Origin of the sequence: Gelidibacter salicanalis, from assembly GCF_016469035.1 — a bacterium.
Lineage (GTDB): Bacteria > Bacteroidota > Bacteroidia > Flavobacteriales > Flavobacteriaceae > Gelidibacter > Gelidibacter salicanalis_A.
The window spans coordinates 18,251-41,921 of record NZ_JAEHJZ010000022.1; the positions used below are offsets into that span (position 1 = coordinate 18,251).

At 37.9% G+C, this 23,671-nt stretch carries 20 protein-coding genes and 1 pseudogene; 13 read left to right on the forward strand and 8 right to left on the reverse strand.

The window, feature by feature from the left end:
• Positions 1-240: 240 nt before the first annotated feature.
• Positions 241-1,155, reverse strand: a complete 915-nt coding sequence (locus JEM65_RS09940) for a lysophospholipid acyltransferase family protein (RefSeq protein ID WP_199599022.1) — start codon at positions 1,153-1,155, stop codon at positions 241-243.
• A gap of 63 nt (positions 1,156-1,218) precedes the next feature.
• Between JEM65_RS09940 and JEM65_RS09945 the strand changes: the two genes are divergently transcribed.
• From JEM65_RS09945 to JEM65_RS09960, 4 genes are all read left to right on the forward strand, one after another.
• Positions 1,219-1,869 (forward strand): rhomboid family intramembrane serine protease, encoded by a 651-nt coding sequence (locus JEM65_RS09945; RefSeq protein WP_199599024.1) that lies wholly within the window; start codon positions 1,219-1,221, stop codon positions 1,867-1,869.
• Between the two features lie 71 nt (positions 1,870-1,940).
• On the forward strand, positions 1,941-3,350 hold the full coding sequence (mnmE, locus tag JEM65_RS09950; RefSeq protein WP_199599025.1) for a tRNA uridine-5-carboxymethylaminomethyl(34) synthesis GTPase MnmE: 1,410 nt from the start codon (positions 1,941-1,943) through the stop codon (positions 3,348-3,350).
• 151 nt (positions 3,351-3,501) lie between these two features.
• On the forward strand, positions 3,502-4,632 hold the full coding sequence (locus JEM65_RS09955; RefSeq protein WP_199599026.1) for a tyrosine-type recombinase/integrase: 1,131 nt from the start codon (positions 3,502-3,504) through the stop codon (positions 4,630-4,632).
• 93 nt (positions 4,633-4,725) lie between these two features.
• Entirely contained in the window at positions 4,726-5,013 is a 288-nt protein-coding gene (locus JEM65_RS09960; RefSeq protein WP_199599027.1) for a DUF6922 domain-containing protein, read from the forward strand.
• A 237-nt stretch (positions 5,014-5,250) separates the two neighbouring features.
• Here JEM65_RS09960 and JEM65_RS09965 read toward each other — a convergent pair whose 3' ends face one another.
• Together JEM65_RS09965 and JEM65_RS09970 are read right to left on the reverse strand one after the other, a co-directional pair.
• Positions 5,251-5,424 carry a hypothetical protein gene (locus tag JEM65_RS09965; RefSeq protein WP_306465087.1) on the reverse strand — a complete coding sequence of 58 codons (174 nt, stop codon included), beginning with the start codon at positions 5,422-5,424 and terminating at the stop codon, positions 5,251-5,253.
• Positions 5,425-5,458: 34 nt separating this feature from the next.
• Complete coding sequence (locus tag JEM65_RS09970) at positions 5,459-8,065, reverse strand: prolyl oligopeptidase family serine peptidase (protein ID WP_199599028.1); 2,607 nt, start codon at positions 8,063-8,065, stop codon at positions 5,459-5,461.
• A 560-nt stretch (positions 8,066-8,625) separates the two neighbouring features.
• Between JEM65_RS09970 and JEM65_RS09975 the strand changes: the two genes are divergently transcribed.
• From JEM65_RS09975 to JEM65_RS10015, 8 genes and pseudogenes are all read left to right on the forward strand, one after another.
• Complete coding sequence (locus tag JEM65_RS09975; RefSeq protein WP_199599029.1) at positions 8,626-8,913, forward strand: helix-turn-helix domain-containing protein; 288 nt, start codon at positions 8,626-8,628, stop codon at positions 8,911-8,913.
• A gap of 42 nt (positions 8,914-8,955) precedes the next feature.
• Positions 8,956-10,155 carry a VapE domain-containing protein gene (locus JEM65_RS09980; protein ID WP_199599031.1) on the forward strand — a complete coding sequence of 400 codons (1,200 nt, stop codon included), beginning with the start codon at positions 8,956-8,958 and terminating at the stop codon, positions 10,153-10,155.
• Positions 10,156-10,371: 216 nt separating this feature from the next.
• Complete coding sequence (locus JEM65_RS09985; RefSeq protein WP_233530606.1) at positions 10,372-11,226, forward strand: toprim domain-containing protein; 855 nt, start codon at positions 10,372-10,374, stop codon at positions 11,224-11,226.
• The gene (locus JEM65_RS09990) at positions 11,210-11,614 is read left to right on the forward strand and encodes a plasmid mobilization protein (protein ID WP_199599032.1); all 405 of its coding nucleotides are present in this window, start codon (positions 11,210-11,212) and stop codon (positions 11,612-11,614) included. Before JEM65_RS09985 ends, JEM65_RS09990 begins: the two co-directional genes overlap by 17 nt.
• 126 nt (positions 11,615-11,740) lie before the next feature.
• Positions 11,741-12,139, forward strand: coding sequence for a BfmA/BtgA family mobilization protein (locus JEM65_RS09995; protein ID WP_199599033.1), 399 nt, complete (start codon positions 11,741-11,743; stop codon positions 12,137-12,139).
• 37 nt (positions 12,140-12,176) lie between these two features.
• Positions 12,177-12,632, forward strand: a pseudogene (mobB, locus tag JEM65_RS10000) (MobB family relaxase); the annotation flags it as partial.
• A 213-nt stretch (positions 12,633-12,845) separates the two neighbouring features.
• Positions 12,846-13,298 carry a MauE/DoxX family redox-associated membrane protein gene (locus tag JEM65_RS10010; protein ID WP_199599034.1) on the forward strand — a complete coding sequence of 151 codons (453 nt, stop codon included), beginning with the start codon at positions 12,846-12,848 and terminating at the stop codon, positions 13,296-13,298.
• Positions 13,299-13,360: 62 nt separating this feature from the next.
• Positions 13,361-13,609 carry a DUF6520 family protein gene (locus JEM65_RS10015; RefSeq protein WP_199599035.1) on the forward strand — a complete coding sequence of 83 codons (249 nt, stop codon included), beginning with the start codon at positions 13,361-13,363 and terminating at the stop codon, positions 13,607-13,609.
• Between the two features lie 73 nt (positions 13,610-13,682).
• Here JEM65_RS10015 and JEM65_RS10020 read toward each other — a convergent pair whose 3' ends face one another.
• The 3 genes from JEM65_RS10020 to JEM65_RS10030 all read right to left on the reverse strand — a co-directional run bounded on the left by JEM65_RS10020 (position 13,683) and on the right by JEM65_RS10030 (position 20,532).
• Positions 13,683-15,974 carry a zinc-dependent metalloprotease gene (locus JEM65_RS10020; RefSeq protein WP_199599036.1) on the reverse strand — a complete coding sequence of 764 codons (2,292 nt, stop codon included), beginning with the start codon at positions 15,972-15,974 and terminating at the stop codon, positions 13,683-13,685.
• Positions 15,975-16,089: 115 nt separating this feature from the next.
• Positions 16,090-17,508 (reverse strand): RagB/SusD family nutrient uptake outer membrane protein, encoded by a 1,419-nt coding sequence (locus tag JEM65_RS10025; protein ID WP_199599037.1) that lies wholly within the window; start codon positions 17,506-17,508, stop codon positions 16,090-16,092.
• A 15-nt stretch (positions 17,509-17,523) separates the two neighbouring features.
• Positions 17,524-20,532, reverse strand: a complete 3,009-nt coding sequence (locus tag JEM65_RS10030; RefSeq protein ID WP_199599038.1) for a SusC/RagA family TonB-linked outer membrane protein — start codon at positions 20,530-20,532, stop codon at positions 17,524-17,526.
• Between the two features lie 1,044 nt (positions 20,533-21,576).
• Between JEM65_RS10030 and JEM65_RS10035 the strand changes: the two genes are divergently transcribed.
• Positions 21,577-21,972 (forward strand): helix-turn-helix domain-containing protein, encoded by a 396-nt coding sequence (locus JEM65_RS10035; RefSeq protein ID WP_199599039.1) that lies wholly within the window; start codon positions 21,577-21,579, stop codon positions 21,970-21,972.
• Positions 21,973-22,204: 232 nt separating this feature from the next.
• On the opposite strand, the gene JEM65_RS10040 is transcribed toward JEM65_RS10035, so the two are convergent.
• Positions 22,205-22,690, reverse strand: a complete 486-nt coding sequence (locus JEM65_RS10040) for a hypothetical protein (RefSeq protein ID WP_199599040.1) — start codon at positions 22,688-22,690, stop codon at positions 22,205-22,207.
• Positions 22,691-22,692: 2 nt separating this feature from the next.
• A complete protein-coding gene (locus JEM65_RS10045) occupies positions 22,693-23,091 on the reverse strand; it encodes a hypothetical protein (protein WP_199599041.1) in 399 nt (132 codons plus the stop codon).
• Between the last annotated feature and the right edge of the window lie 580 nt (positions 23,092-23,671).

Below are 23,671 nucleotides of genomic sequence, written 5' to 3' on the forward strand. Positions count from 1 at the left end.
TACTTCACTTGTGTTAGGTGTAGTTTTTGGACACGAATTGCACGAATTTACACGAAACACTGTTGGAACTTGAATAATGTTATTTTTAAATGGTGCAGTGAGTTCGCAGATGTTTCAATTGCGTTAGGCGTAGTTTTTAGACACAAATTGCACGAAATACCTACATGAGAAAATTAACATCTTGAGTTGTCTTTTCGACTGCATACAATAATCACAAACTCATTAAAATAGCTTAGCGTCTTAATACCTCTGCGCGCTAACACTTTGTTTAAACGCCTCTGGCACTGAATTTCGATGTTTCCAACGGCGGTGGGTCCATAAATAGTATTGTGGCGCTTCGTAAATTTGCTGTTCCACTTTCTTGGTGAAAATGTCCGTTATTTCGTAATTTGGATAGTTATTCGGATCGACTGCAAGCGTTTCAAACGTGGTTTCGTAATACCCGCGCTTCAAACGTTTCACTCTAAAGAATACAACAGACATGTCCAATCTTTTGGCCAGCATTTCAGCTCCTGTGTGGATAGGCACTTTAATTCCCATAAATTCATTCCAATGGAAAGCCCTGGCCACACGCGGGGTTTGATCTGACACAAATCCATTAATGGTCAATTCGCCATTCTTTTTGGTTTGGGTGAGGGTAGGTACAGTTTCTTTTGTGGTAATCAGCGTACTGTCATACTTAGCACGAATCCGCTTTACCAACCGATCAAAATATTTATTGCCTAACCTGCTGTAAACCGCGTAACCTTTGTGGGACACGTATTTTTGGAGAATAAAAATCCATTCCCAACTTCCATAATGTCCGCACATTAAGACGATACTTCTGTTTTGCTTTTCAAGATCATTAATAAGCTCAACATTGGTAAATTTAAACCGTTCTTTCATCGATTTTTCAGAAATGGTAATAGATTTAATCGCCTCCACCATCATGTCACAAAAATGGTGATAGAACTTTTCTGTAATTGTATCAATCTCAGCTTGTGGCTTTTCTGGGAAAACTAATCTAAGATTGTCCTGTACCACTTTTTTTCGATATCCCATAAGTTTGTAGATGATAATATATAGACCATCAGAAAAGGCGTAGAGCAATCGAAAAGGCAATATTGAAATCAACCAAATTAATGGATAAACCAAGATGTAAACGAGAAATTGCATTTTTTAATATTAGATTTGCAGGTGCAAAGATATGCTTAAATATAATTAATACGTTTCGAGTTTATGGGTAATTTAGATTTGGTCACCATTATTGTAATCGCGGCAAACGCCATTATTTCTTATAAAGGATTTAACGATTATAGTTTTTTTGAACGCTATAAATTCAATGTGGGCGGGATCACCCGAGGGGAGAAAATCAGAATGTTTAGTTCCGGATTTTTGCATGTAGACATGATGCACCTTATTTTTAACATGTTTACCCTATACTTTTTTGCACCTGTGGTAATATACCACTTAGGAACTCTGTATTTTCTGATCATTTATATAGCAAGTTTGCTGTTAGGAAATTTATTATCACTCTATTTCCATAAAAATGAACACCACTATAGTGCGGTAGGTGCAAGTGGTGCGGTAACGGGGGTATTGTATGCCGCTATTTTATTGGAACCTTCCATGCAATTAGGTCTATTGTTTATACCGCTGCCTATTCCTGCTTATATCTTCGGGATTTTGTATTTGATGTATTCCATTTATGGGATGAAGAATAAAGTGGGAAATATTGGACATGATGCGCATTTTGGTGGTGCCATTGGCGGATATGTGGTGACCTTAATGCTAAAACCATCGCTTTTTCAAACAGACTTGTTGATGGTTGGGTTGTTAGCCGTGCCTATTATTGTGTTACTCGTAATGCATAAAATGGGTAAACTTTAATAGACTTTTAGATAAAAACTCACGTCTATTAGAATACGTTTATAAATAGTTTTACTGATAAATCTCAAAGTATGATTTCAAATGACACTATAGTAGCTTTGGCAACACCATCAGGAAGTGGTGCCATTGCCGTAATTCGACTTTCAGGACAGGACGCCATAACCATAGGTTCAAAATTTTTCAGATCGGTTTCAGGTAAATTTTTATCAGCACAAAAAACACATACGGTGCATTTAGGTCATATCATAGATGGTCCTCGCATTATTGATGAGGTTTTGGTGACTATTTTTAAGAATCCACAGTCTTACACAGGTGAAAACGTGATTGAAATTTCATGTCATGGCAGTCTGTATATTCAACAGGAGATCATTCAGCTATTTCTTAAGAACAGTTGTCGTATGGCGAATGCGGGCGAATTTACCTTAAGAGCCTTTTTGAACGGTAAATTGGACCTCAGTCAGGCAGAAGCCGTTGCCGATTTAATTGCGAGTGATAGCGAAGCATCCCATAAAATTGCTATGCAACAAATGCGTGGTGGATTTAGCAATGAGATCAAAAATTTACGGGATGAGTTGTTGAATTTTGCCAGTTTGATTGAATTGGAACTCGATTTTGCAGAAGAAGATGTAGAATTTGCCAATAGGGATGAGTTCTATAAGTTGATCACTAGAATCATTCACGTTTTAAAACGGTTGATCGATTCTTTTGCGGTGGGTAACGTGATCAAAAACGGAATTCCTGTAGCCATTGTAGGAGAGCCAAATGTGGGAAAATCCACCTTGCTGAACGCCTTACTGAATGAAGAACGCGCTATCGTTTCTGAAATAGCGGGTACGACCCGAGACACAATTGAAGATGAGATTGTAATAGGAGGGATGGCGTTCCGTTTTATTGACACCGCTGGCATCAGAGAAACTGAAGACGTTGTAGAAAGCATCGGTATCAAGAAAACCTTCGAAAAAATTGAGCAGGCCCAAGTGGTGATGTTCTTAATAAGTAGTGTACAGTTGGCCTCTGATCCTATGGCGGTGCAATCGTTTACCGTAGAGATTGAAAAAATAAAGAATAAATTTCCTCAAAAACAACTGTTAATCATTCTCAATAAAATTGATCAGATTTCAGAAAGTGAACTTGCCAATATTACAACGCAGCTCACACCTCACACGGCACACCTCATTCCTATTGCTGCTAAAACAGGTGTTGGGGTAGAGAAATTAACAGACACCTTGCTAAATTTAATCAATACAGGAGCCCTGAGAAACAATGAAACCATTGTGACTAATACACGACATTATGATGCGCTATTAAAAGCTTTTGAAGAGATCCAAAACGTAAAATATGGTTTGGATTCTGGACTATCCGGCGATTTATTAGCCATTGACATCAGGCAAGCGCTATTGCATTTTGGAGAGATTACTGGTGAGATTACCAATGATGATTTGTTGGGGAATATTTTTGCAAATTTTTGCATCGGCAAATAAAATTGATTTCCGATGCTTGCTTAATATCTTCTTTTGATTGATAAACAGTAAGTTATAGTGTTAAAATTTTTCTTTCTATTTCTTTTAGTATTACTTTTGGTACCACACATGTACTACATTTTTAAATTATGTAGTACAAACGTACCACATAATGAAGATAACACTAAAAGAACGCAAACTGCCAAGTGGAAAAATTAGCTTGCTAATAGAGTACTACAAAGGATCGGAGATATCCCCAGAAGGCAAAAGAAAACACATTCGCGACTATGAAAATCTGAAAATGAATTTACATGGTGAGCCGAAGAATGCTATTGAAAGAAAAGAGAACAAGGAAACGATGGAATTAGCCAAAAAGATTCTTGCTATTCGGGAAGCAGAATATTATCAAGGCAAGTTTGATCTTAAAACCACCTCAAAAGGCATCAGACGATTTTTAGAATTCTTTCGAGAAAAAGCAGAAGAGCGCTATGATAGTCCTAAAAACTATGGCAATTGGACGGCCGCACTAATACATTTTGAGCGCTGTATTTCTCCAAACACTACTTTTGATGATATTGACGAAGCCTTGGTTAACCGCGTACGGAAATACATCGATAAGGAAGCACGAACAAAAAGCGATTTACCTTTATCACTCAATTCTAAATATTCCTATTTCAATAAATTTAAAGCGACCCTTAGAGCTGCTTTTGACGAAGGCTATTTAGCACTTAACTATGCTACAAAAGTAAAGTCCTTTGAACAAGCAGAAAGCCAACGCGAATATCTAACTTTTCAGGAGTTACAGACCTTAGCCAATACTGAATGTAAATATGAAGTTTTGAAACGTGCTTTTTTATTTTCATGCTTATCAGGCTTAAGATGGTCAGATATTAATGCCATGACTTGGTCAGAGGTACGTGATGAAGATGGTATTAGTCGTGTGAACTTTAGGCAAAAGAAAACTGATGGCGTGGAATATCTTTATATCTCAGATCAAGCCCGTGAATTGTTAGGCGAGCGTTGTGCTCCCAATGATCGCGTATTTGTAGGTCTAAAGTATTCAGCAGTTTATAATAACGAAATAGTGCGCTGGTGCAATCGTGCAGGCGTATCAAAGCATATTACATTTCATAGTGCAAGACATACCAATGCAGTTCTGTTATTAGAAAACGGCGCGGATATTTATACGGTTTCCAAACGTCTTGGACATAGAGAGATAAGAACTACGCAGATTTATGCCAAAATAATTGATACAAAAATGAAGGAAGCGGCTAATAGTATTCCAGTCTTGAATATTTCTTAGACTGAAGATCTTCAGGGCAATTATGTCCAATTTCCTATATTTGTATAAGATTTTTTCTTTTACTTCAAGTATTTGAATAAATAAAAATAAGGTTTGAGAAACAAAATAGACATATCAAAAGTATTTCCTAAATATGTGTTTTGGGATATGGATAGTAGTAAATTATCTCTTAAAAGAGATAAGGTTATTATCATTCCAAGAGCTTTATATGCCACTACCAAAGATTCTTTTCTTAAAGACATTAAGTTATTAGAGGAGTATTATTCTAAAAACGAGATTGTAGAGATTCTGAAGGATACTAAAGAAAATATTAGTAATGAAGTATGTGAATTGGTTAGTAACAGATATGGTACTAAACCATTCTATCGTTACGCCTTATAAAATGCACGTTGTTTCTTCTACGTTACTGCAAACGATTAAAGAATTACGGAAATTATCAGGTTTCTCTCTATACTCTCTTGTTTTTTGATCCGCTCACACGATAATATTCTAAATATCGAGAATAGCAAATCTTGGCACGAAGCAAGTATTCATTGGCGAATGAAAGTTAGAGCGCTATACAGTTCATTAAAGATAAAATATCCTCTTTAATCATTATCGATAACATAACCATAAAAATTATAGGTCAGATAGATCAATTGGGTAATGTTCGTTTTCGTAATTTTCGATAAGCAATGAAAGTATTTCCGCTTCGTCGCCTTCTTTTGTATCGATTGGCGCATCAAAAACTACTTCCAACCTTTCAAGAGCGTCTCGGTAATCTTTCTCAGATTTAATAGGCTTTAATTCCATAACTGTTTATTAAAATTTTATCCACATTCATTTTTCATTTCCACTCAAAATCTCCATTTTCTATAGACCAATCGTTACCAAAAAAACCAGCATGTTTCACGGCGTCAGTACCTTCGTTTAACAAATCGCTATTAAATAGAACGACATCAGGAAAAGTAGTCCCGTTTACTAAATAGTGATTAGCATAAGCTGCTTTCATTCCCAAATCCCCTGTAGCGGTAATGACACCGATAGTCGCCACATCACTGTCCTTTCTAGGTACTGTAAAATACATGCCCCATTGGTTTCCTGACAGTATTTTATCGCCAATACGCACTTCGTTGTTTTTAACCTGAATTGGACTATCCTTCAACAGAACTTTCCAAGCGGAATTATTATCTTTATTTCCATAAACGATAACATTTCTATCAGCGTATTTTTTCAGGGAAAAATCTGTGTCCTTAATCATTTCTACATTTCCGTTGGCACGATAATAAAATGTCTCAGCATCAAAAAGAGCTTTATGGTAATACCAATCGTTCTCTATAGTAGAACCATTTGTTGCATACACAAAAACGACATTATTTCTAAAGGCATCTTTGAATCCACCGTTTCTATGTGGACCTTTTTCGCTTAAGGATGGCTTAGAGGTCGTTATCCATTTGTCGTTATCCTTTTTAAAGAAATTTTTAAGATTTGAAGACACTTTCAATGTATCTCCATCAAGCGTAATTTCATTTATAGTTTCGGTTAAAGTCGATAAATCGACTTCCAGTAATGCCACGTTATTTGTGGTCATATTGAAACCGTTTTCTTTAGAGAAATCAAAGGAACTGACCTCAAAAGGCTTTATTTGTTGATGAATGGTCATAAAATGGGATGTTGCAGAAACTCCTGGAGATCCCGTAAAAAATTCTAATTTCTTAACTTCTGAATTTTGTGGAATAGTGCGCTGTTTGAAAAAGTCGAAAATTGGTTGCCAATCTACACTGTGATTACCATACCAGTGTGTACCATCAGGATACTCATAATATGTAAAGTCATTATGGAATTTGCCCAGACGTTCTCTCATTTCCCTTGCAATAGCAGTAGGAACCACATTATCTTTTTCGCCATGCAAAACATAGACTCCACTTTGTAAATAATTGCGTTCCAATTTTAAGGTTCTACTAGGTGTACCTGCTCTTTCAATAATATTTTGCAGAGGTGTATTAATGGGTGCCAACTTCATACGCTCCACGCTTTTTGCTGAAATTCCTCTTTCTTCTAATTGTTCCGGTGCCATTTCTAACAATGCTCTTGAAAATCCATCGCGATACGCCAATAAATCAGGATAACCTGCACAAGGCGCAATGGCGGCGAATTTGTCAGGATATGTAGCTCCCAAATACCAAGTACCGTGACCTCCCATAGAGTGTCCAGTGAGGTAAATTTTACTTTCATCAGGTTTATAGATGTTTTTTGCATCTGCCAATACTTCCAAAGCATCCAATCTGCCCCAATCTTCCCAAGCAAATCCGAACGGGCGGCGGTTGGTGGGTGCAACCAGAGTACCCCAATCTTTCTGAGCATAAGCATTGGCTTGGTTCACCGCTTCAACTGATGCGCCATGCACAGATAAAAACATAGCTTGTGATGCTTCTTTGGTTGTTGATGGTGCCACACTATAATATTGCACGCTTCCATCTATAGCGCTAACAAACGTTTTTTTATGATGTTTGTATTTTGATTTTACTTCTATGGTTACTGTTTGATTGTTTAAAGTCGTATCTTTTTTGTCTTTTAAGTTTAATTGTAAGTCACCACTTTCTTTTGAGGCATCCCCGGCGTTTAAAGTAAATGAAAATGGAACTTTTTGTACTGATAAGGGCGGAATATTAGCAATGATCGTATTTGTGGTATGATCTGCTAATTTTGCTTCAATAATCGCCCCATTTATCCAGTTTTCAGTGGCATTTACCACTCTAATTGCGCCTTTGTATGTTTTGCTTTCTTCTTGTTGAATATCGGGCATGGTCATATCTCTTGATGTAAATTGGAGGCCGATGGAAGGCGTGATCAATCTTGCTCTAATTCGCGGGAAACGCCCCACCTTTAGTATGAAAATATTCTCTCCTTTTTTCAGTTTTATAGGAATAAGACTATAGCCAAAATCGTAGTGGTCACCTTCGTGAGGGAAACCGTTGATTAAAGCAACTGAATGTCCTGAAGCTTCAAAGAGTACAATCTGTTCTGAATTGGAGGTATAAGTTAGATACACATAAGCCGACCTTAAATTACTGCCAGAAAAACTGCTCGTACTATCAATTTTTATGGATTGCCATTGTGTTGGATTTCCTAAAAAGTCAATATCAAAAGTTGATTCTTTGACGGCTCTATATTGATTATCAGTTAGGAAACGATTAAAAACAGGATCGTTCGGAAAAGAAGAGGATTCAAAGCCTATATTCTGCATTTGTAATGCCATTCCAGTTTTAAAAACATGTAACACTTCACCTTCGCTCACTTCATTGATTTTTTCTTTACCGAAGTATTCAACGATGTTACCCGTTTTCTGGGCTTTAATAGTATTTGTAGAAATACCTAAGAGAAATACAATTACAAAGAATAATTTAAAACTGTTACACATCGTATCTGGATTTTTAAAGTCATTTATCTTCAATAATAAGCATTATAGTCTGATTTCATAATATTATTAGACCAAGGACAATTCTACGTCGGCTAAGGGAGGAAGATGATACATACTTGTTTGGTTTGATTGCAAGCGCATAAAAGCGATAAAATAGATCAAAAGAAATGCACAAATTTCAAAAAATCACTTTTCGTTGCACTACATTTTCTGAGTTCACGTCTTTCGAGTTTCAATGTATTTCATACTTTTAAAAGTGTCCAAATCAGAATATCAGAGTTTTGAAACCTCATTATGGCTAAGCGTAATTAACTTTCATTGTTAATAACTCAAAATAACGCCCAAAAAGGCTGTTTTCCCATTGTTTTATGATGTATCATTTAATGCTATATGATGACATAAAGAGCTAAATGAAATTCTCGTCAAATCATTTGGTTTAATTTGGTGTAATTTACTGGTTCATAAGTTGTTGTGTATAACTTCGCACGATTCTATTTTCTTTCAACAGCCTCTTTTTATACTTTTATTTACATCATCCCATAAGGGAAAACAAAAGCGCTTTTGTTCATTTTAATCATTAAAAACTATTAAAAATGGACACTGTATTATTAATTGAACGATTGGATCGTCTAGAAAAATTAATGGTCGGACAAAAAGAAGTTTTGACCTTTAATGAAGCCTGTGATTATACAGGCATATCCCGAAGCTATCTCTACAAACTGACCTCTTCAGGGAAAATTCCACACTCCAAACCCAACGGTAAAATGCTCTTTTTCGAGAAACGTAAACTTGTGGAATGGCTACTTCAAAACAAGCGAAAATCGCAACACGATATAGAAAGTGAGGCATTGGCCTATTCCTTAAGGAATAAGCGTATTTGATCAGCAACATGTGCTAATTCTAATTCACTAAAGCCAACGTCTATGGAAACAAATAAACAGCAATTATATATTGTTAAAAATCCCAAAAAGAAAACAATTTTCGATTATGCGATCGACTATCTATATGGAAAATATGATATCCTCTATAATGAGATCTCACACGATTTTCAGATATCGTTAAAAGGTCATAAAGAATGGAATTACATCAATTTGAATTCTTTGATCATCGAACTGAACAAAGCAGGTGTTGAGATCAATCCTGCCAAGCTTGAAATACTCATAAAGTCCGAGCTTATTAAAAAATACAATCCCATTCAGGAGTATTTTAAGTCGCTGCCAAAGTGGGACGGAGTGGACCATATTTCAAAATTAGCGTCCTATTTGCCCATCTACGAACCTGAGGTCTTTCTGTATCACTTTAAAAAATGGTTGGTAAGATCCATAAAGTGTGCTTTGGAACCTGGTTACTTCAATAAGCAGGCGCTTATTATAAGCCATAAAGGACAGAGCTCAGGGAAATCTACTTGGTGCCGATTTTTATGCCCACCGGAACTTGCAGAATATATGGCCGAGGACATCAGCAATGATAAAGATGCCAGAATTCAGTTATGTCGGAATTTTTTATACAATCTGGATGAATTGGCCGTGCTTTCAAAAAAGGATGTCAACGCCCTGAAAGCTTTTTTCTCCAAGACCTTTATTAATGAACGTTTACCCTACGATCGGAAAAACACCACATTGCCCAGAATCTGTTCATTTATGGGTTCCACCAATATGTCTTCGTTTCTAAATGATGAAACAGGATCGGTAAGATGGCTTTGTTTTGAATTAAAGGACGTGATCGATTTCTCCTATTCCAATGAAGTAAATATAAAGAACGTATGGACTCAGGCGTACCATCTTGCATACATTGATAAAACCTTTAATCCTGAACTCTCCGCAAAAGATGTGAACGAAAATGAAGAGCGCAACAAACGGTATACAAAACTGACTTCCGAACAGGAGATGGTTGCCAAGTATTACGAAAGCTCCGACGACATTGAAGATTTTGTGACGGCCACAGATGTTATGGTTGCCTTGTCCTGTCTCAACGTGCGGTTGAACCACATCAATCTTGGAAGGGCACTCTCTGGCTTTAACTTTCAAAAAGTCAAACATCCCCAAAGACAGGTGTACGGTTATTTGGCAAAAGCGATTTTTAAAAACAGCCCTTGGGAACTGGAAGTACCAAAAAAACTATAAAACAACCTACCTACTTACCTAATGGTTCTAATGCCCAAAGAATGCTTGGGTTTATTTAGGTAAGATCATTTAAAAAGAAGTTACCTCAATCCTACCTAACGACCTCAATAGGTAAGTTAGGTAACATAAAAAGGAACTTACCTTTTGTTATATGCCTTATGATTACTGGCATAGGTAACTAGGTAGGTAAATACTAACTTATAAAAGAAGAAGCTGATGAAAAGAAAAATAAACTGTGAAAGAGCCCGAGCTTTTCCCATCGAAAAGGCGCTGGCAAAACTCGGGCACTTTCCCGTAAAAACAGCGGAAAAAGAAGCTAGGTTTCTGAGTCCTTTCAGGTCAGAAGCCCAAGCCTCTTTTAAAGTCTCCAGAACCATGAACCGATGGTACGACCATGGAGAAGGAATGGGAGGCAATGTGATTGATTTGGTCTGTAGGATTTTGAATTGTTCGGTGAAAGAAGCTCTGGCGTATTTGAATCAAGATTGGCCTTCTTTTTCTTTTCAACAGCAACAAAATTTCAACACGAATGACATTGGGATAACCACCACTAAAATTCAGAACATCAAACACCCGGCATTGATCCAGTATTTGAATCTGAGAGGGATTCCATTACATATTGCCGATACCTATTGCCATGAAGTGTGGTACAGTTTTAAGAACTCTAAATTTTTTGCGATTGGGTTACGGAACAATAAGAACGGGTGGGAATTGCGCAATAAGATTTTTAAGAATGGATGTAGCCCTAAATCCTATACCTATCTCCAAAAGAACAATATGCAGCTTGTCATTTTAGAAGGGATGTTTGATTTGCTATCCCTGGCCGTAATGAATGAAACTTTGATAAACGTTTCAGATATTTTAGTTTTGAACTCCCTTGCGTTTATCAGAGATATTGAGGTGCATATTTCAAGTTATGAATTTGTACATCTCTATTTAGATAACGATGAAGCGGGAAAAAAGGCAGCACTTTATTTGACAAACAAATACGGCCATGTTCTGGATGGAAGTTACGGTTATAAAGACCATAAGGATTTAAACGACTTTTTGTGCCATGAGAGAAAAGAATGAAATTGAACGGGACAAGAAACAGCAGCAGGTTCTAAAGATTCCTGCCCAATTACTCAAATATTCTGAAAGTGTGGAATTGGATATGGAAACGGATGCCAATGGAATGGGAATTATTCTGGGTAGGAATTCGAGATGTGTGTCTGTGGACACATTCTCGTTTGCTCCCGATGGTCGCAAAGAAAAAAAAAGAGTGTTTAAGGGGAAAAGTGATCTGGTCAAGTTCAGATGTTCCATCTACGAAAAGAAGCTCTTGAATATTAAGTCAGCAGCCTCAGGATTGAGCCTTAGCGAATATATCCGGCGTACCGTTTTTGAAAAGAAAATTACCGAACGGTTTAGCAAGAGGGTAACGGGCAGAGCCACGTTACATATTCCTTTTAGTTTATAAATAATTGATTTTCAATTACTTGAAAATTAATTGATTTTTTAGATTTCATCAATTTGCGTCAAATGCCCCGAAACCACCTGTAAACTGGGATGGATTTACGTCAAACACACAAAAAAGCGAAAGAAAATGGATTCATTCATCACCATCAGGTTCAAAAGGAAAACTGCCAAACGTTTTCAGGAATTTTCAAAAAAACACTTCAAGACACATACGGAAACGATGGAAGCCATTCTTGACTTTTTCTTCTATAACGAGATATCACCAAAAGAAAAATTAGGTCCGACAGGGAGAACCATCGAAGCCAAGTTGCTTAAAAGAATCAATGCAGTAATCGCTATAATAAGGGATGTTGAAAAGACCCAAACCAAGCCTACGGTTGCAATGATTCAATCCCTTTTTGAGACAGAACAGCCAAACAAAAAACCTTTGATAGTGGAAAAGAAATATGCCGAGGAAAAAAAGGAAGTTCACTTTCGCGAAATCGAGTCTACGAGATTCACGACCAAAGGGAGAGCGAAGCGGTAAAAGCAAAATCTCAAAAATGAACTTTAAATTATAGGTAATGTACCTCACGATCACAGCTCAAAAAATGGGAGGCAATTATTCTAAAAGTTCGACTGATTTTGTTGGCTATCTGGAGAAGGAAAACCAAGGCTTGGAGCAACAGGAAAAGGAACATTTCTTTAACCAATATGGCGAGGGCATTTTAGGGGAGGAAGTGGTCAGGGAAATTGATGGCAATACTGCAAAACTTGAAAAGCACGAACCACGGTTTTATTCTATTACCGTAGACTCCTCAAAATACGAACTGAAACGGTTGCAGGACCATAGCGAGGATCTATAAAAATACACCCGTGAGATTATGAAGGATTGTGTGGCTTCGTTTAATCGTGAAATCAATGGACGACCCATTACCATCGATGATATAAAATACTATGTAAAAATTGAACATCAACGAACCTTCAAGGGAATGGACTTTCAGATTAAAGAAAACCAACCGTATGCCCCTAAAGCACTTCTGACACATCCCAGATGTCAGGTTTTAAAACGATGTCGCACTTTTCGAGATCCTTCAAAAACCGATATGGGTTTTCTCCAAGTGAGCTCCGTAAAAATTGATTTTTCAAAGACATATAGTATTGACTACAAGTAAATTAATCCCGATTAGGCAAATAATACTCCTTTAAGATCAAATGTAAGTAACGACCTTTACCATATCAAATCAAATGATATGAAAGTGCCAAGATCTTTCCTGAAAAATATACCGCCGGTGGTCAGTTTGCTGTTCATCCTGTTGTTCGTGTATGCAGGGATGAGTAAACTCTTGGATTTTGAAACCTTTCAAGCACAATTGGAGCAATTTTTATTTTTTGGTGGGTTTGTAGCCTGGGTATCTCATGGGGTAATTCTCTTAGAACTGCTGATCGCGGGTTTGTTATGTTTTGGAAAGACCCGCCTTTTGGGTTTCTATCTCTCCTTTTTCCTGATACTCCTGTTTACCGCATATATCCTTACCATAATAAATCTTGCTGCCAATGTCCCCTGTTCCTGCGGTGGCGTATTGGACGCGTTGGGGTGGAAGGAGCATTTGATTTTTAATGTTTTTTTTATTGGGCAGGACTTGATTGGAATTCTAATAGAAAGGAACCGGAAACATGATTTCAATTACAAAAATACTACGTAGTGACAGGGGAAGATCGAAAACCTGAACAATAGAGTAGATCATAATTTATAAATTTAAATATTATGAAAACAAAAGTTTTTAAATCCGTATTGCCAATTATTGCAGTAGTTTTTGCAATGGGATTGGCATTTGCAACAGAGACTACAAATAGTAGCCCTGCTTTTTACGATGATCCTGCAATTCCTGGTGTTCAGCGATTGACAGGGGGTACAGATTGTCCTACAGTTGGACAAATTCCTTGTATGTACCAAGACTTTCAATTATTTGCAGATGAGGATCTGTCTACACCCTTATTTATTAAAAAACAATAAGAGGTGATTGAAGTTTTGATGAAAAGGTGTCACAGTTGACACCTTTTCTGCTATCTAATAGTTATCTTGTGTTTTAATGAATGCCATCCATCTGGTGTAATAGCAGTTTTAAATGACCCGAGGTTTCAGGGTCCATCTTTTTCTTTACCTGTTTTGTCAGTTCTTTTTTAAGGATTACTAAATTATTCATAAACAGACTTTTGGAGCGACCATCATACATGGTGTTTCCCACAGCATTTAATGTTCCTCCCTTTTGGGAAATCGCTTCCATTAACGCATCAATATATATGCGTTGTATTTCCTGTTTTCGAGAATTTACTTTGGGTATAGGTGTATTTAGTTCCGCAAACAGACCCGATTGTAATGTGGTCAACATTTGATGTGATATGCCCTTATAGTCGGTATGGAACTCCATCCTTCCAAATCGTTTCATTCTGCGTTGGCTTATGAGTTCAAATAACACTAATTTTTGATATTCCATAAGCTGATCTCGATACGTCGAATATTTGAATGTATCAGAAAATGATGGATTGACCAACCATTCAGGTGCGGAAAACGCATGTTTGATCAGGAAGGTCATCGCTTCCTCCTGAACAATGCGGGGAATGGGGGTATATACACCGCCTAGTTGGGATGGGCATTTATATTGAATTTGGTAACCACCGATTAAGGACATCACATGTTCCATTTGCTTATACCAATAGGTCAGAATTTGTCCGTAAAGTCGTTCTATAAGCGCATAATCTTTTTGGTTCTGGTTGACGATGGGCAATAGTTCAATCACCCTTTTTAGATTGGCTAATCCTAGCACGGTGCTTTTTATGGGATCATTATTTTCAACAACTTCATTTGTAGATCCTGGTCCAATTTGTTCGTAAACAGGTATGTTGTATCTATACCAGGCTACTGAATCTTGTTCCCTAACCATCGCTTCTAAAGCAGTGCCTTCAACATCAGGGGTTGTGTCGTCATATGGTGTGTAGGCCCATCGAATACTGTACAAATCAGTTGGACCAACTTTTTGAAGTAGTAGTGATGCCGGGATATGATCTGTTGGTTGAGGAAGGTTGTTATTCCTGGCATAGGTCATGATGCTAGGGGTGTGACCCATGGTCTTTAACCATTCGGCATCACGCATTTTCTCGAAGGGATAGGCATACTCTCCATAATGGCCATCTCTTAAACCAAAAGCATGGCCTGCCTCATGTGCAACCAGAGATTGGATCAATGCTCCCGTTAATTCATCGGGAAAAGGATAGTGCAGGGTGCGGTCATCCAAGGGAGCACAACTTACAAAATACCTATCCATTAAACTTAAATAGGATGCACCGATGAATAGATCTGATTTTAAAATTTCACCGGATCTTAGATCCACTATCGTCATTACAGTGCCTCCTTCGGCATCTTCAAATCCTCTAACATCGCGTTGATCTCCCCATCTCACCATAGAACTGTTGACACTGTTAAAATGTAAATCTGAATCCCCATGGGAGACCTCTTTTACCACAAGGGCATTTTTAAAACCTGCTGCTTCAAATGCTGGCAACCATTCCAAAATGCCAGCTTTCACATAAGGTGTCCACTTTTTTGGGATGTCCATTGGTAAAAAAAAGGTTATTGGTTTGATGGGTTCACTCATTGGCAGATCACTATCTTTTTTTTCCAAGCGCCATCTGGTAATATTTGCGAGCGGACTTTCTGGTTTATAATTAATGGTACTGGAACTGGATTGATCTTCGCTGCCAAACCCCATACGATGGTCAAATAGCCTGGGTGTCATTGGTTTGGGCAGAAGATAAACACTAAAGTCAACCGATGAAGACCAAGTTTCACCATTTTCTGAACTTACCTGCAGAGTCCTTACAATAATTTCGTTTGGAAGATATTTGACATCAGTTATACGCGAATGTTCCTTTAGAGCTCTCAATTCAGAAAAGAGGTTCCATTTGGCTATTGTATGATCTGTAAACAGGTCAGTGGCATTAATCCAAATATTTTGGTCGGTCCGCTTTTCCTTTAAGATTGGAAATATGGATATAATCTTTTGGCTCAAGGGTTGGTCTTTCTCAACGGGAATGATGACCCCTGACGAGGATTGGACAGTAGAGGAAGATTCCAGAAAAATCCGATTATCATGGATCTTCCAGACGATGTTCTTAAACTCAATGCTAAGGCCATCAAAGTGATTGACCAACAGCATGGGCTGGTTGAGCATTGCTACAGGTATTCCAAAATAGAGTTTGTCATTTTCTAGGGATGCGCTGATGAAATTGGAATCAAAGGTCTTTTCCGTTTCTAAACGCTCACTGATAGCTTCAAGCTGTGTTACTTTAGGTATGCTAAAACTTTTGAATTGTATCAGCATACAGAATATTAATACATACAATCTCATTTTTATTGCGGTTTTATTTGGTAAAGAAGGATGATAGGCAGGGGATTCCTTTCAATTACAGAATGCCAAGCCCAATTTTAAAAGTCAATTAATATCCAGAATTTTGAGGCCTCAGTTTGGGGTTAATCTCCAGTTCAGTTTCTGGGATAGGCCACAGTGCGTCAGTGGGTTGGTAATTGGGTTTATAAGCGCCTAATATGTCGCCATCCCTGCCTGTACGTTTTAAGTCGAACCACCGATGTCCCTGCTCCGAAAATAATTCTACAAAACGTTCCTGTAGGATCGCATCCAATATATCCACTTTTGTTGCAGCGGTAGTGGCCTCCAGGCCCGCGCGATTTCTAATAACATCTAAATCGTTTTTGGCACCCGATACATTCCCTAGATGTGCCCTAGCCTCCGCACGGATCAGGTACTGCTCTGCCAATCGAAAAACAATGGAGAATTCCAAAGATTCCTTGTCGCTCAAACTGGCCTTATATTTATAGGGATAGTATAGGGTAGTCAATCCATCGTTGCTGGTGAAGCTCCCAACCCAACTCGAACGTCTCAGATCATCCGTTTCAAAAGCGTCCAACACTGTATTGGTGAGAGAATATGTTTGGCCGGGGATGGCCTTTATAATAAACTGATTGGCCTGAAAGGTGTTCCTGCTGGTAATCAGGTCATCTTTAAATTGCCATATTGTTTCCTTGGAGTCTTTTATGAACACCTTGTTGAGGTCCGGTTCCAGCTGAAAAGCTTCAATAAGTTCGGTAGCATTGTGTTCAGCCAATTCCCAATTCTCCAATTTTAAATAGATGTTGGCTAAAAGCGCAGTGGCGGCAGATCGGTTTGGAATAACAGACATCCCTGTTGGATCATCGGTAGTCATGAGACTTTGCGCTAAAACCACATCTGCCAATATGCTTTGGTAAACGTCGTTTTTGGGCCTACGTGCAGTAGTGTTGTTTTCTATATAATCGGTTGTTTTTATGTAGGGAATGTCACCATAAAGGGAAACCAATAGGCTATGCAGATAACCACGTATAAATAAAGCTTGTCCCTTGAATTTTTCTTTTTCCTCTACGGTTAACGTGGTTGATTTAGTAACCCCTTCAATGACGTCATTTGTTGCATAAATAATGCTGTAGGTGTTTTTCCAATATTCCAAAACGATAGAATTTTCTGGCAGTAGACTATTGGTATAAAGGGAGAGTAAATTGAAATCAGCATAATAGTAGTCCAACTCGTCGGCATAGAGTCCCAGATGGGCACTTAATCCATAGGTGGCCATTCCTTCCTCTCTCATACGGTAATAAATATTTGCCATGGCAGATTCTACGGTTGAAGCGTTCTCAAAAACGGTTTCCGAAATCAGGACGTTTTTTGGTGCATCCACTTCAATAAAATTAGAGCAGGACACCACAGCCAAAAATAAACAGCAGGTTTTAAGGTACCTTTTCAAATGGATACCATTAGAGTAGAATCTTGATTGGAATATTAAATGGGAAATGTGATTTTTCATGAGATTGTTTTTAAGTTAAAAGCCAATTTGAGTGCCCAAGGTTATTTGACGCAAGGGGGGCAGGGCCACATGTGAAGGTTGCTCAGGGTCGGGACCATCAAATTTTGTGACCGTCCATAGATTCTGACCCTGCAGATAGATGCTTATCGCCATTTTATTGTTTCCCTTCGGGAGGTTATAATTCAAAGAAACATTTCTGAGCCTTATAAAAGAAGCATCGGAAAACGCTTTGTTGCTCGAACTATAATTGAACCTGCTGGGGAATAAACTAAAATTACCGCCACTGGTAGCCATCATTAGTGGTGCTATGTCTCCAGCTTTTTGCCATCTGTCATAAAAATAGGAAGGTGCATTGTTTAGAATCCCAGGTGCCGATGCATATCTTAAATGGTTAAATGCCTTTTGTTTTTTGAATTGGAAAAAAACATCCAAGGAAAGATTCTTATAAGTGACCGTGTTTCCAAGACCTCCAAAGAATTTGGGCGCCAAATCTTCAATAAAATTCCGATCGTCCAGGCTGGTTATTTCACCGTCCTGATTATAATCTTCAAATTGATAGATACCAGTTTGAGGGTCTACCCCAAGCGATCGGTAGAGACGAATAATAGATAAGGGTTCGCCAATGATATAGTCGGATGAGAAGGTGGAGGTTTCCAAACCGGGGAATTTTACCAATCTATTTTTGGGAACGCTGATATTAAATGTAGTTTTCCACTGAAAGTCTGCACTACGGATATTAATGCTAGTTAAATCTATCTCTAACCCCGTGTTTTCAACAGTAGCATCAAAATTACCCGTCACACTGCCAAAGCCAGTGGTAGCTGCCAATGGAATCCCGACCAGTTGATTTGAGGATCTATTTTGGTACCAGGCCGTATTTATTACAATGCGATCCTTAAGGAAGCCCAGCTCCAGAGCTGCTTCCATTTTCTTATTGGCTTCCCAACCAAATAGGGGATTAAAGATTCCGGTAGGCTCCAAAACCAAGGTGCCGTTGTAATTGGAACCGGTAACGTTATAGGTATTTAAAAACTTATAATCGCCTATATTGTCACTCCCGGTGGTACCGTAGCTGCCTCTGATTTTTCCATAGCTAAGGATTTTATTGGTCTTCAAAAAAGCTTCTTCTGAAAATATCCAAGCAGCACCGACGGCTCCAAAATTCCCATATTGCCTGTTGGGGCCAAAGCGTGAAGAGCCATCCCGTCGGCCAGTCAGGTTTAGTATGTATGTATTCTTTAATTTTAAGTTGACCCTACCAAAAAAAGCCTGATAATTATAGTCACTATCGTCCGCTTCCCTGACTTCCATACTATTTGCTGCGGCAATATTTTTTAACAGGCTATTGCTTGAAAATCCTCTGCCCTTAAGTACCAACTGTTCTGAAGTCTGACTTTGAAAAGTGGTTCCCACCAGGACATCCAGATCAAGATCCTTCCAATTTTCCTTCCAGTGCAATTGTGGTTCCACAATCCAACTGTTGCGTGAGCTGTTATTTGTCGTGATTGAAGAATACCCTTGCGGCGTGAACCCAAACTTGGGATTTCTGGCCGTATTGGGCAGCAATTTATAGGAGTCAAGCTGGTAGGTGTTATATCCTAAATTCGCTTTCAATTCCAGTTTGGAAAGTAATTTATAAGCAACGCCCACATTGGTCAGCAGGGTATTTATACGGACATTATAATCTTCCTCCAACGTTGCCAAAGGATTGTCCCAAGTGTTGTTTTCCCAGTTAAGCTCACCTTCTGGTGTGTAGAGCTCGGGCGCATTGGGCGGTAACCTATAGGCCACACCCGACAAATCCGTGCGGGGCATTTGGTTCTGTTCACTCGTGTAATTGGCGGTCATGGTAATATTGAGCCGTTCATTACTGGATTGATGGTTGATGTTACTGAGCGCAGAAGCTTTTTTGTAATTCGACTCTCCCGGAAAAACCGTGGTTTCCTTTTGATACCCACCGCTGATTAAAAATTGGGTCTGGGCACCACCTCCCGATACGGAGAGCTGCGCAACATTGCGGTAGGCCGTGCCACCAATAAGTTCTTTTTGCCAATCAGTATAACGATTTTGGCTCCACGTTTTAAGTTCAGGATACAGGTAATTAAACTGTGGATTTTCCAAACGATCCCCGCGGCCATCATTAATAATGCCTTCCCGTCTTAATTGTAAGTACTCGGGAGTTTTCAGCAGATCCAGAAAATGGGACACCTGCCCGAGTGTACTGCTTAGGTTTACAGTTACCTGTGTGGCTCCTGCCTTTCCTTTTTTGGTAGTGATCAGGACTACGCCATTGGCGCCCCTAGCGCCATAAATAGCAGTGGCATCGGCATCTTTTAAAACTTCAATGCTTTCGATATTGGAAGGGTTGATAGCGTTTAGCGGACTGATATCAGCGCCGTTGATGCCCGCAGAGATATCGGCAGATTCCAATGAGAGCGACCCATAGGGCACACCATCAATGATGTACAATGGAACGGTGCCTCCGTTAATAAAATTCCTTCCCCTGATCTGGATGTCATACCCACCACCCGGAACGCCCGTATTCTGGACAATATTTACCCCAGACAGATAACCCTGCATGGCCCCTAACGGGTTATTGACCGGCTGTTTTTCAATATCCTTGGTCGTAATCCGTGCAATACTTCCCGTTTTTTCACGGTCAGTGGTACTGTAATACCCCGCATTGATGCGTACCTCGCCCAGGGCGGTGGCATCTTCATACATGATGATGTTGATGGTACTGCGGTCTTGGATGGGGATGGTAAGGGAGGTATAGCCCAAATAGGAAATTTGGAGGCTGTCCGTTGGTCTGGCCGTAAGGGTATAGCGCCCGTCAAAATCAGATACCACACCCGTATTGGTGTTTTTTATAAGCACATTGGCGCCAGAGATGGGCAATTGCCCATTGGTAACCTGGCCGGAGACCAGCAGGTCTTGGGCAGAAAGGGTCAGGGAAATACTTAGGAAGAAGAGACAGCAGGCATATATACGCGGCCGCCTACACAAGTTATGATTTTTTGTCATAGTTTTGTAATGGTTAAAGTGATACATTTATTTTAACTTTTGGCCTGCTCCAACGTCGTCGAAAACTGGGAGCGGGTCTTTTTTTTGGTCAATCTATAGGTTGACCAATTTATTTTTTTGTAAATTTTATGTCATAGGCATCTATATTAAGTGATAAGGGAAGCGGGGCCGCCGGCCTTAACCAGTTTTCCATTAACCGGCAGCCCATTCCCAAAAGACTAAATCCAATTGCTCGCTATGTGGCACTATTTTTTTATAGTGCTGCCATTTCTTAGGGATGGAGGATTGCAGTTGGCAATAGCGAGGTATTTATGGCAAGCTCCATTGGTGTTGTATGGTATCAGTTATGAGGTGTAAGCATAGGCAAATGAGTTGGTTTTAAAATGTTAGTATTGTTTTGTAAAAGCCCTTTCTGTCCTATATTTTAGGTAAAACCTCAAAACATTTGGAAAACGTTAAGATTGATACTACTTTTAAGCTGTCGCGTTTTAAAATAAGCACCAAACTGGGTTTCTTCCAAAAAATGGGGAACCTAGGGCGGTTTTGGATGTTGCAATATTTAGGTGTCACACCCAACTATTACAGCATCTCTTGCGAGTATGATTTTTTGAAGCCATTTTCTTTCTAAGAAAGTAGTGAAGACTACTGGCTAAAAACAAAAAATCGTTCTCACAATTGAAATTATGGAACGATGTTTCTCTTAGGGAAATATTATGAAGTTTTGAAAATAACCAACAAGTGGTCTAGCTCCTTCGATAATGTGTGGAAATCCGGTCGAAAACCTTAGAGATAAATCTCTTACCCATCGAAGTACAAACGCATAGACCGCCCATTGGAAGATTCAAAGATATGAAAAATCCAAATAAGGCGACCTTATGGTTGACTCTCTAGGGTGACAATTTACCGGATTATTCCCATATAGAGAGACATCATGAGTTAAAACGCTAAGCGCCTAACTATTAGTGTCGCATTAATTATAATACAAACATAACAAAAGTTTGAGTAATACCCAAACTTTTGTTATAAAAAAAACATTGTTTTAAAATGATTAATAATAAAGTCAGGAATAGAATAAAAGAAGTGGCTAAACTTAAAGGGGTTAATAATAAATTAATTGCTGTTTTACTTGATGTGCACCATACTACGGTTAGTCAATGGATGAATAATGTCTATCAACCTAATAATGAACATACGAACAAACTTATTGAATTATTAGAAGTAGGATATCATGATTTGATTATAAATGAAGAGTCACCTGTAGATACTGGACTTGGAAAGGTTTTACAAAACGAGTTTGATAATCTGACTAAGACTAAGAATCTTCCACTTAAAGTTACAATTGTCAATAAAAAAACTGGTAAAGAAGTAACTGTATATAACCCAGAGATTGTAAAAGTTCTTGAGGACTTAGGAAAGGAACATAAAAAGAGGAATGGTTAATTGAAAATTATTGCAGATGGCATTGGGAGAATAAACAATTTCTGACGTAGAACATAATGTTTAATATAACATTGTTGGCAAACATCCAAGAAAAGAAACGTCGTAAAAACAAAGAAACAATAACTAAAAATGATACTAATAGCAGGATTATTTATAATGTTAACAGTAACAACCTTATTCATTACAGGACTTGTAATGGGAATTTGGTATTATATATCTACAAGGAGTGTAGCTAAAAATACTTATAAAGATGTGGATATAGAAATCTCCCAATTTCCATCAGGTAGTATAAAGAGGCTACAGCAGTCAAAACAACAAGAACTCTTGTTAAGGACGTCATCTTTTTGGATTGTTCCTCTATTTTTTGGGCGTTAGTTAATTGCTCCTTCTCAACTTTAATTAAACGTTGTTTTTCTTCGTTCTCTCTATAATATTCTCCCATATAACCTCCTTGGAATAAAAAGAAATTTCCTTCCCAAGTAAGCTCATAAGTAAATATATCTGTGGAATCTTTAGTTAGAGTTTCGGAGGTTATCTTAACAACATAATTATCTGAAATAAGTTTTTCCAAAGATTTTTCTATCATCAAATGTGTTAGTTTATTCTTATAAATAATATTTTGATAAAGGAGAATTTCTATAGTTTTAAAATATTTCTTATGGGTTGTCTCTTTATGAAAAGATGCAAGGATAGAATCTAGAACTTCAAGTGTGAACATAGTTATTTTAGTTTTACAAGTTCAATTTCAGAGGAACCACTATTTAACCACAGAATTTTTGACGAAGATACTTTTTGAAAGTTCAAAGTAATTGTAGTTCCGCCAACGCTAACAAATTTCGATTCATAAATAGTGTCAGAACTGCTGTCTGAGCCTGAATGAATTTGTGGGAAGTCCATAACTGACTCTTTCCAACATAGCGAAGAAACTTGGGTTAATTGACAAACATTATCGGAAGTAAATTTATAAAAAGGATTTTCGTCAGAGAATTCAGTTTTAGCAAGTCCCCAAGTTCCGTGAATCCAAGATGGAGGATTATAAGGAGAGTTATTTGAAGAGCTGTCATCTGATGAACAAGAAATAAAAGCAACAATAAAAAATAGTAGAAGTGAATTTTTCATATAAAGTTTATTTTTAATAGATAAATATAAAGTAATTAAACTTGCGGTATCCCGTGTCAAAATAGAAATTAAATGTAAAATGTATTAATTGAACAACTAACTATATCGCTAAAATCAGAAATAGAATACTTGAATAAGAAAATTGAAAACCTCAATCATCTAAAAGAGATTCGGGAAGAAGTATTAGAAGTCTATGAAAATCTCCAAAAAGAAGAGATAAAGCGTCTGTATTAGCAATGTTATTAATATATGAATCTGTAGTAATATCTAATAAACGCATTCTTGATTCTTTATGATTGTTTTAGATTCGTTAAAAGGGATAGTTTTATATAGAACTAGGATTTCTCTTTTCAATCCTATCAATACATTAATGTCCTTTTCTTCTAAAAACTTAACAAACAAATTCGCAAACTTTGTAACAGATTCTGATTTTCTCATGATAAATAAATTTTCCCTAATTTAACAAAATTAACCAGAACAATAACAATTAGAAAAAAGGACGATTTGCCAATAACTAAGAACGGCTCGCCGATAGGCCAGAGCTGACTATTGTGTTGATGAATCCGGTTGGTTTGCCGTC

Coding starts and splice junctions, on each gene's coding strand:
- JEM65_RS09940 (WP_199599022.1), bottom strand. CDS start 1,155: ATGCAATTTCTCGTTTACATCTTGGTTTATCCATTAATTTGGTTGATT.
- JEM65_RS09945 (WP_199599024.1), top strand. CDS start 1,219: ATGGGTAATTTAGATTTGGTCACCATTATTGTAATCGCGGCAAACGCC.
- mnmE (WP_199599025.1), top strand. CDS start 1,941: ATGATTTCAAATGACACTATAGTAGCTTTGGCAACACCATCAGGAAGT.
- JEM65_RS09955 (WP_199599026.1), top strand. CDS start 3,502: ATGAAGATAACACTAAAAGAACGCAAACTGCCAAGTGGAAAAATTAGC.
- JEM65_RS09965 (WP_306465087.1), bottom strand. CDS start 5,424: ATGGAATTAAAGCCTATTAAATCTGAGAAAGATTACCGAGACGCTCTT.
- JEM65_RS09975 (WP_199599029.1), top strand. CDS start 8,626: ATGGACACTGTATTATTAATTGAACGATTGGATCGTCTAGAAAAATTA.
- JEM65_RS09980 (WP_199599031.1), top strand. CDS start 8,956: ATGGAAACAAATAAACAGCAATTATATATTGTTAAAAATCCCAAAAAG.
- JEM65_RS09985 (WP_233530606.1), top strand. CDS start 10,372: ATGAAAAGAAAAATAAACTGTGAAAGAGCCCGAGCTTTTCCCATCGAA.
- JEM65_RS09990 (WP_199599032.1), top strand. CDS start 11,210: ATGAGAGAAAAGAATGAAATTGAACGGGACAAGAAACAGCAGCAGGTT.
- JEM65_RS09995 (WP_199599033.1), top strand. CDS start 11,741: ATGGATTCATTCATCACCATCAGGTTCAAAAGGAAAACTGCCAAACGT.
- JEM65_RS10010 (WP_199599034.1), top strand. CDS start 12,846: ATGAAAGTGCCAAGATCTTTCCTGAAAAATATACCGCCGGTGGTCAGT.
- JEM65_RS10015 (WP_199599035.1), top strand. CDS start 13,361: ATGAAAACAAAAGTTTTTAAATCCGTATTGCCAATTATTGCAGTAGTT.
- JEM65_RS10020 (WP_199599036.1), bottom strand. CDS start 15,974: ATGCTGATACAATTCAAAAGTTTTAGCATACCTAAAGTAACACAGCTT.
- JEM65_RS10025 (WP_199599037.1), bottom strand. CDS start 17,508: ATGAAAAATCACATTTCCCATTTAATATTCCAATCAAGATTCTACTCT.
- JEM65_RS10030 (WP_199599038.1), bottom strand. CDS start 20,532: ATGACAAAAAATCATAACTTGTGTAGGCGGCCGCGTATATATGCCTGC.
- JEM65_RS10035 (WP_199599039.1), top strand. CDS start 21,577: ATGATTAATAATAAAGTCAGGAATAGAATAAAAGAAGTGGCTAAACTT.
- JEM65_RS10040 (WP_199599040.1), bottom strand. CDS start 22,690: ATGTTCACACTTGAAGTTCTAGATTCTATCCTTGCATCTTTTCATAAA.
- JEM65_RS10045 (WP_199599041.1), bottom strand. CDS start 23,091: ATGAAAAATTCACTTCTACTATTTTTTATTGTTGCTTTTATTTCTTGT.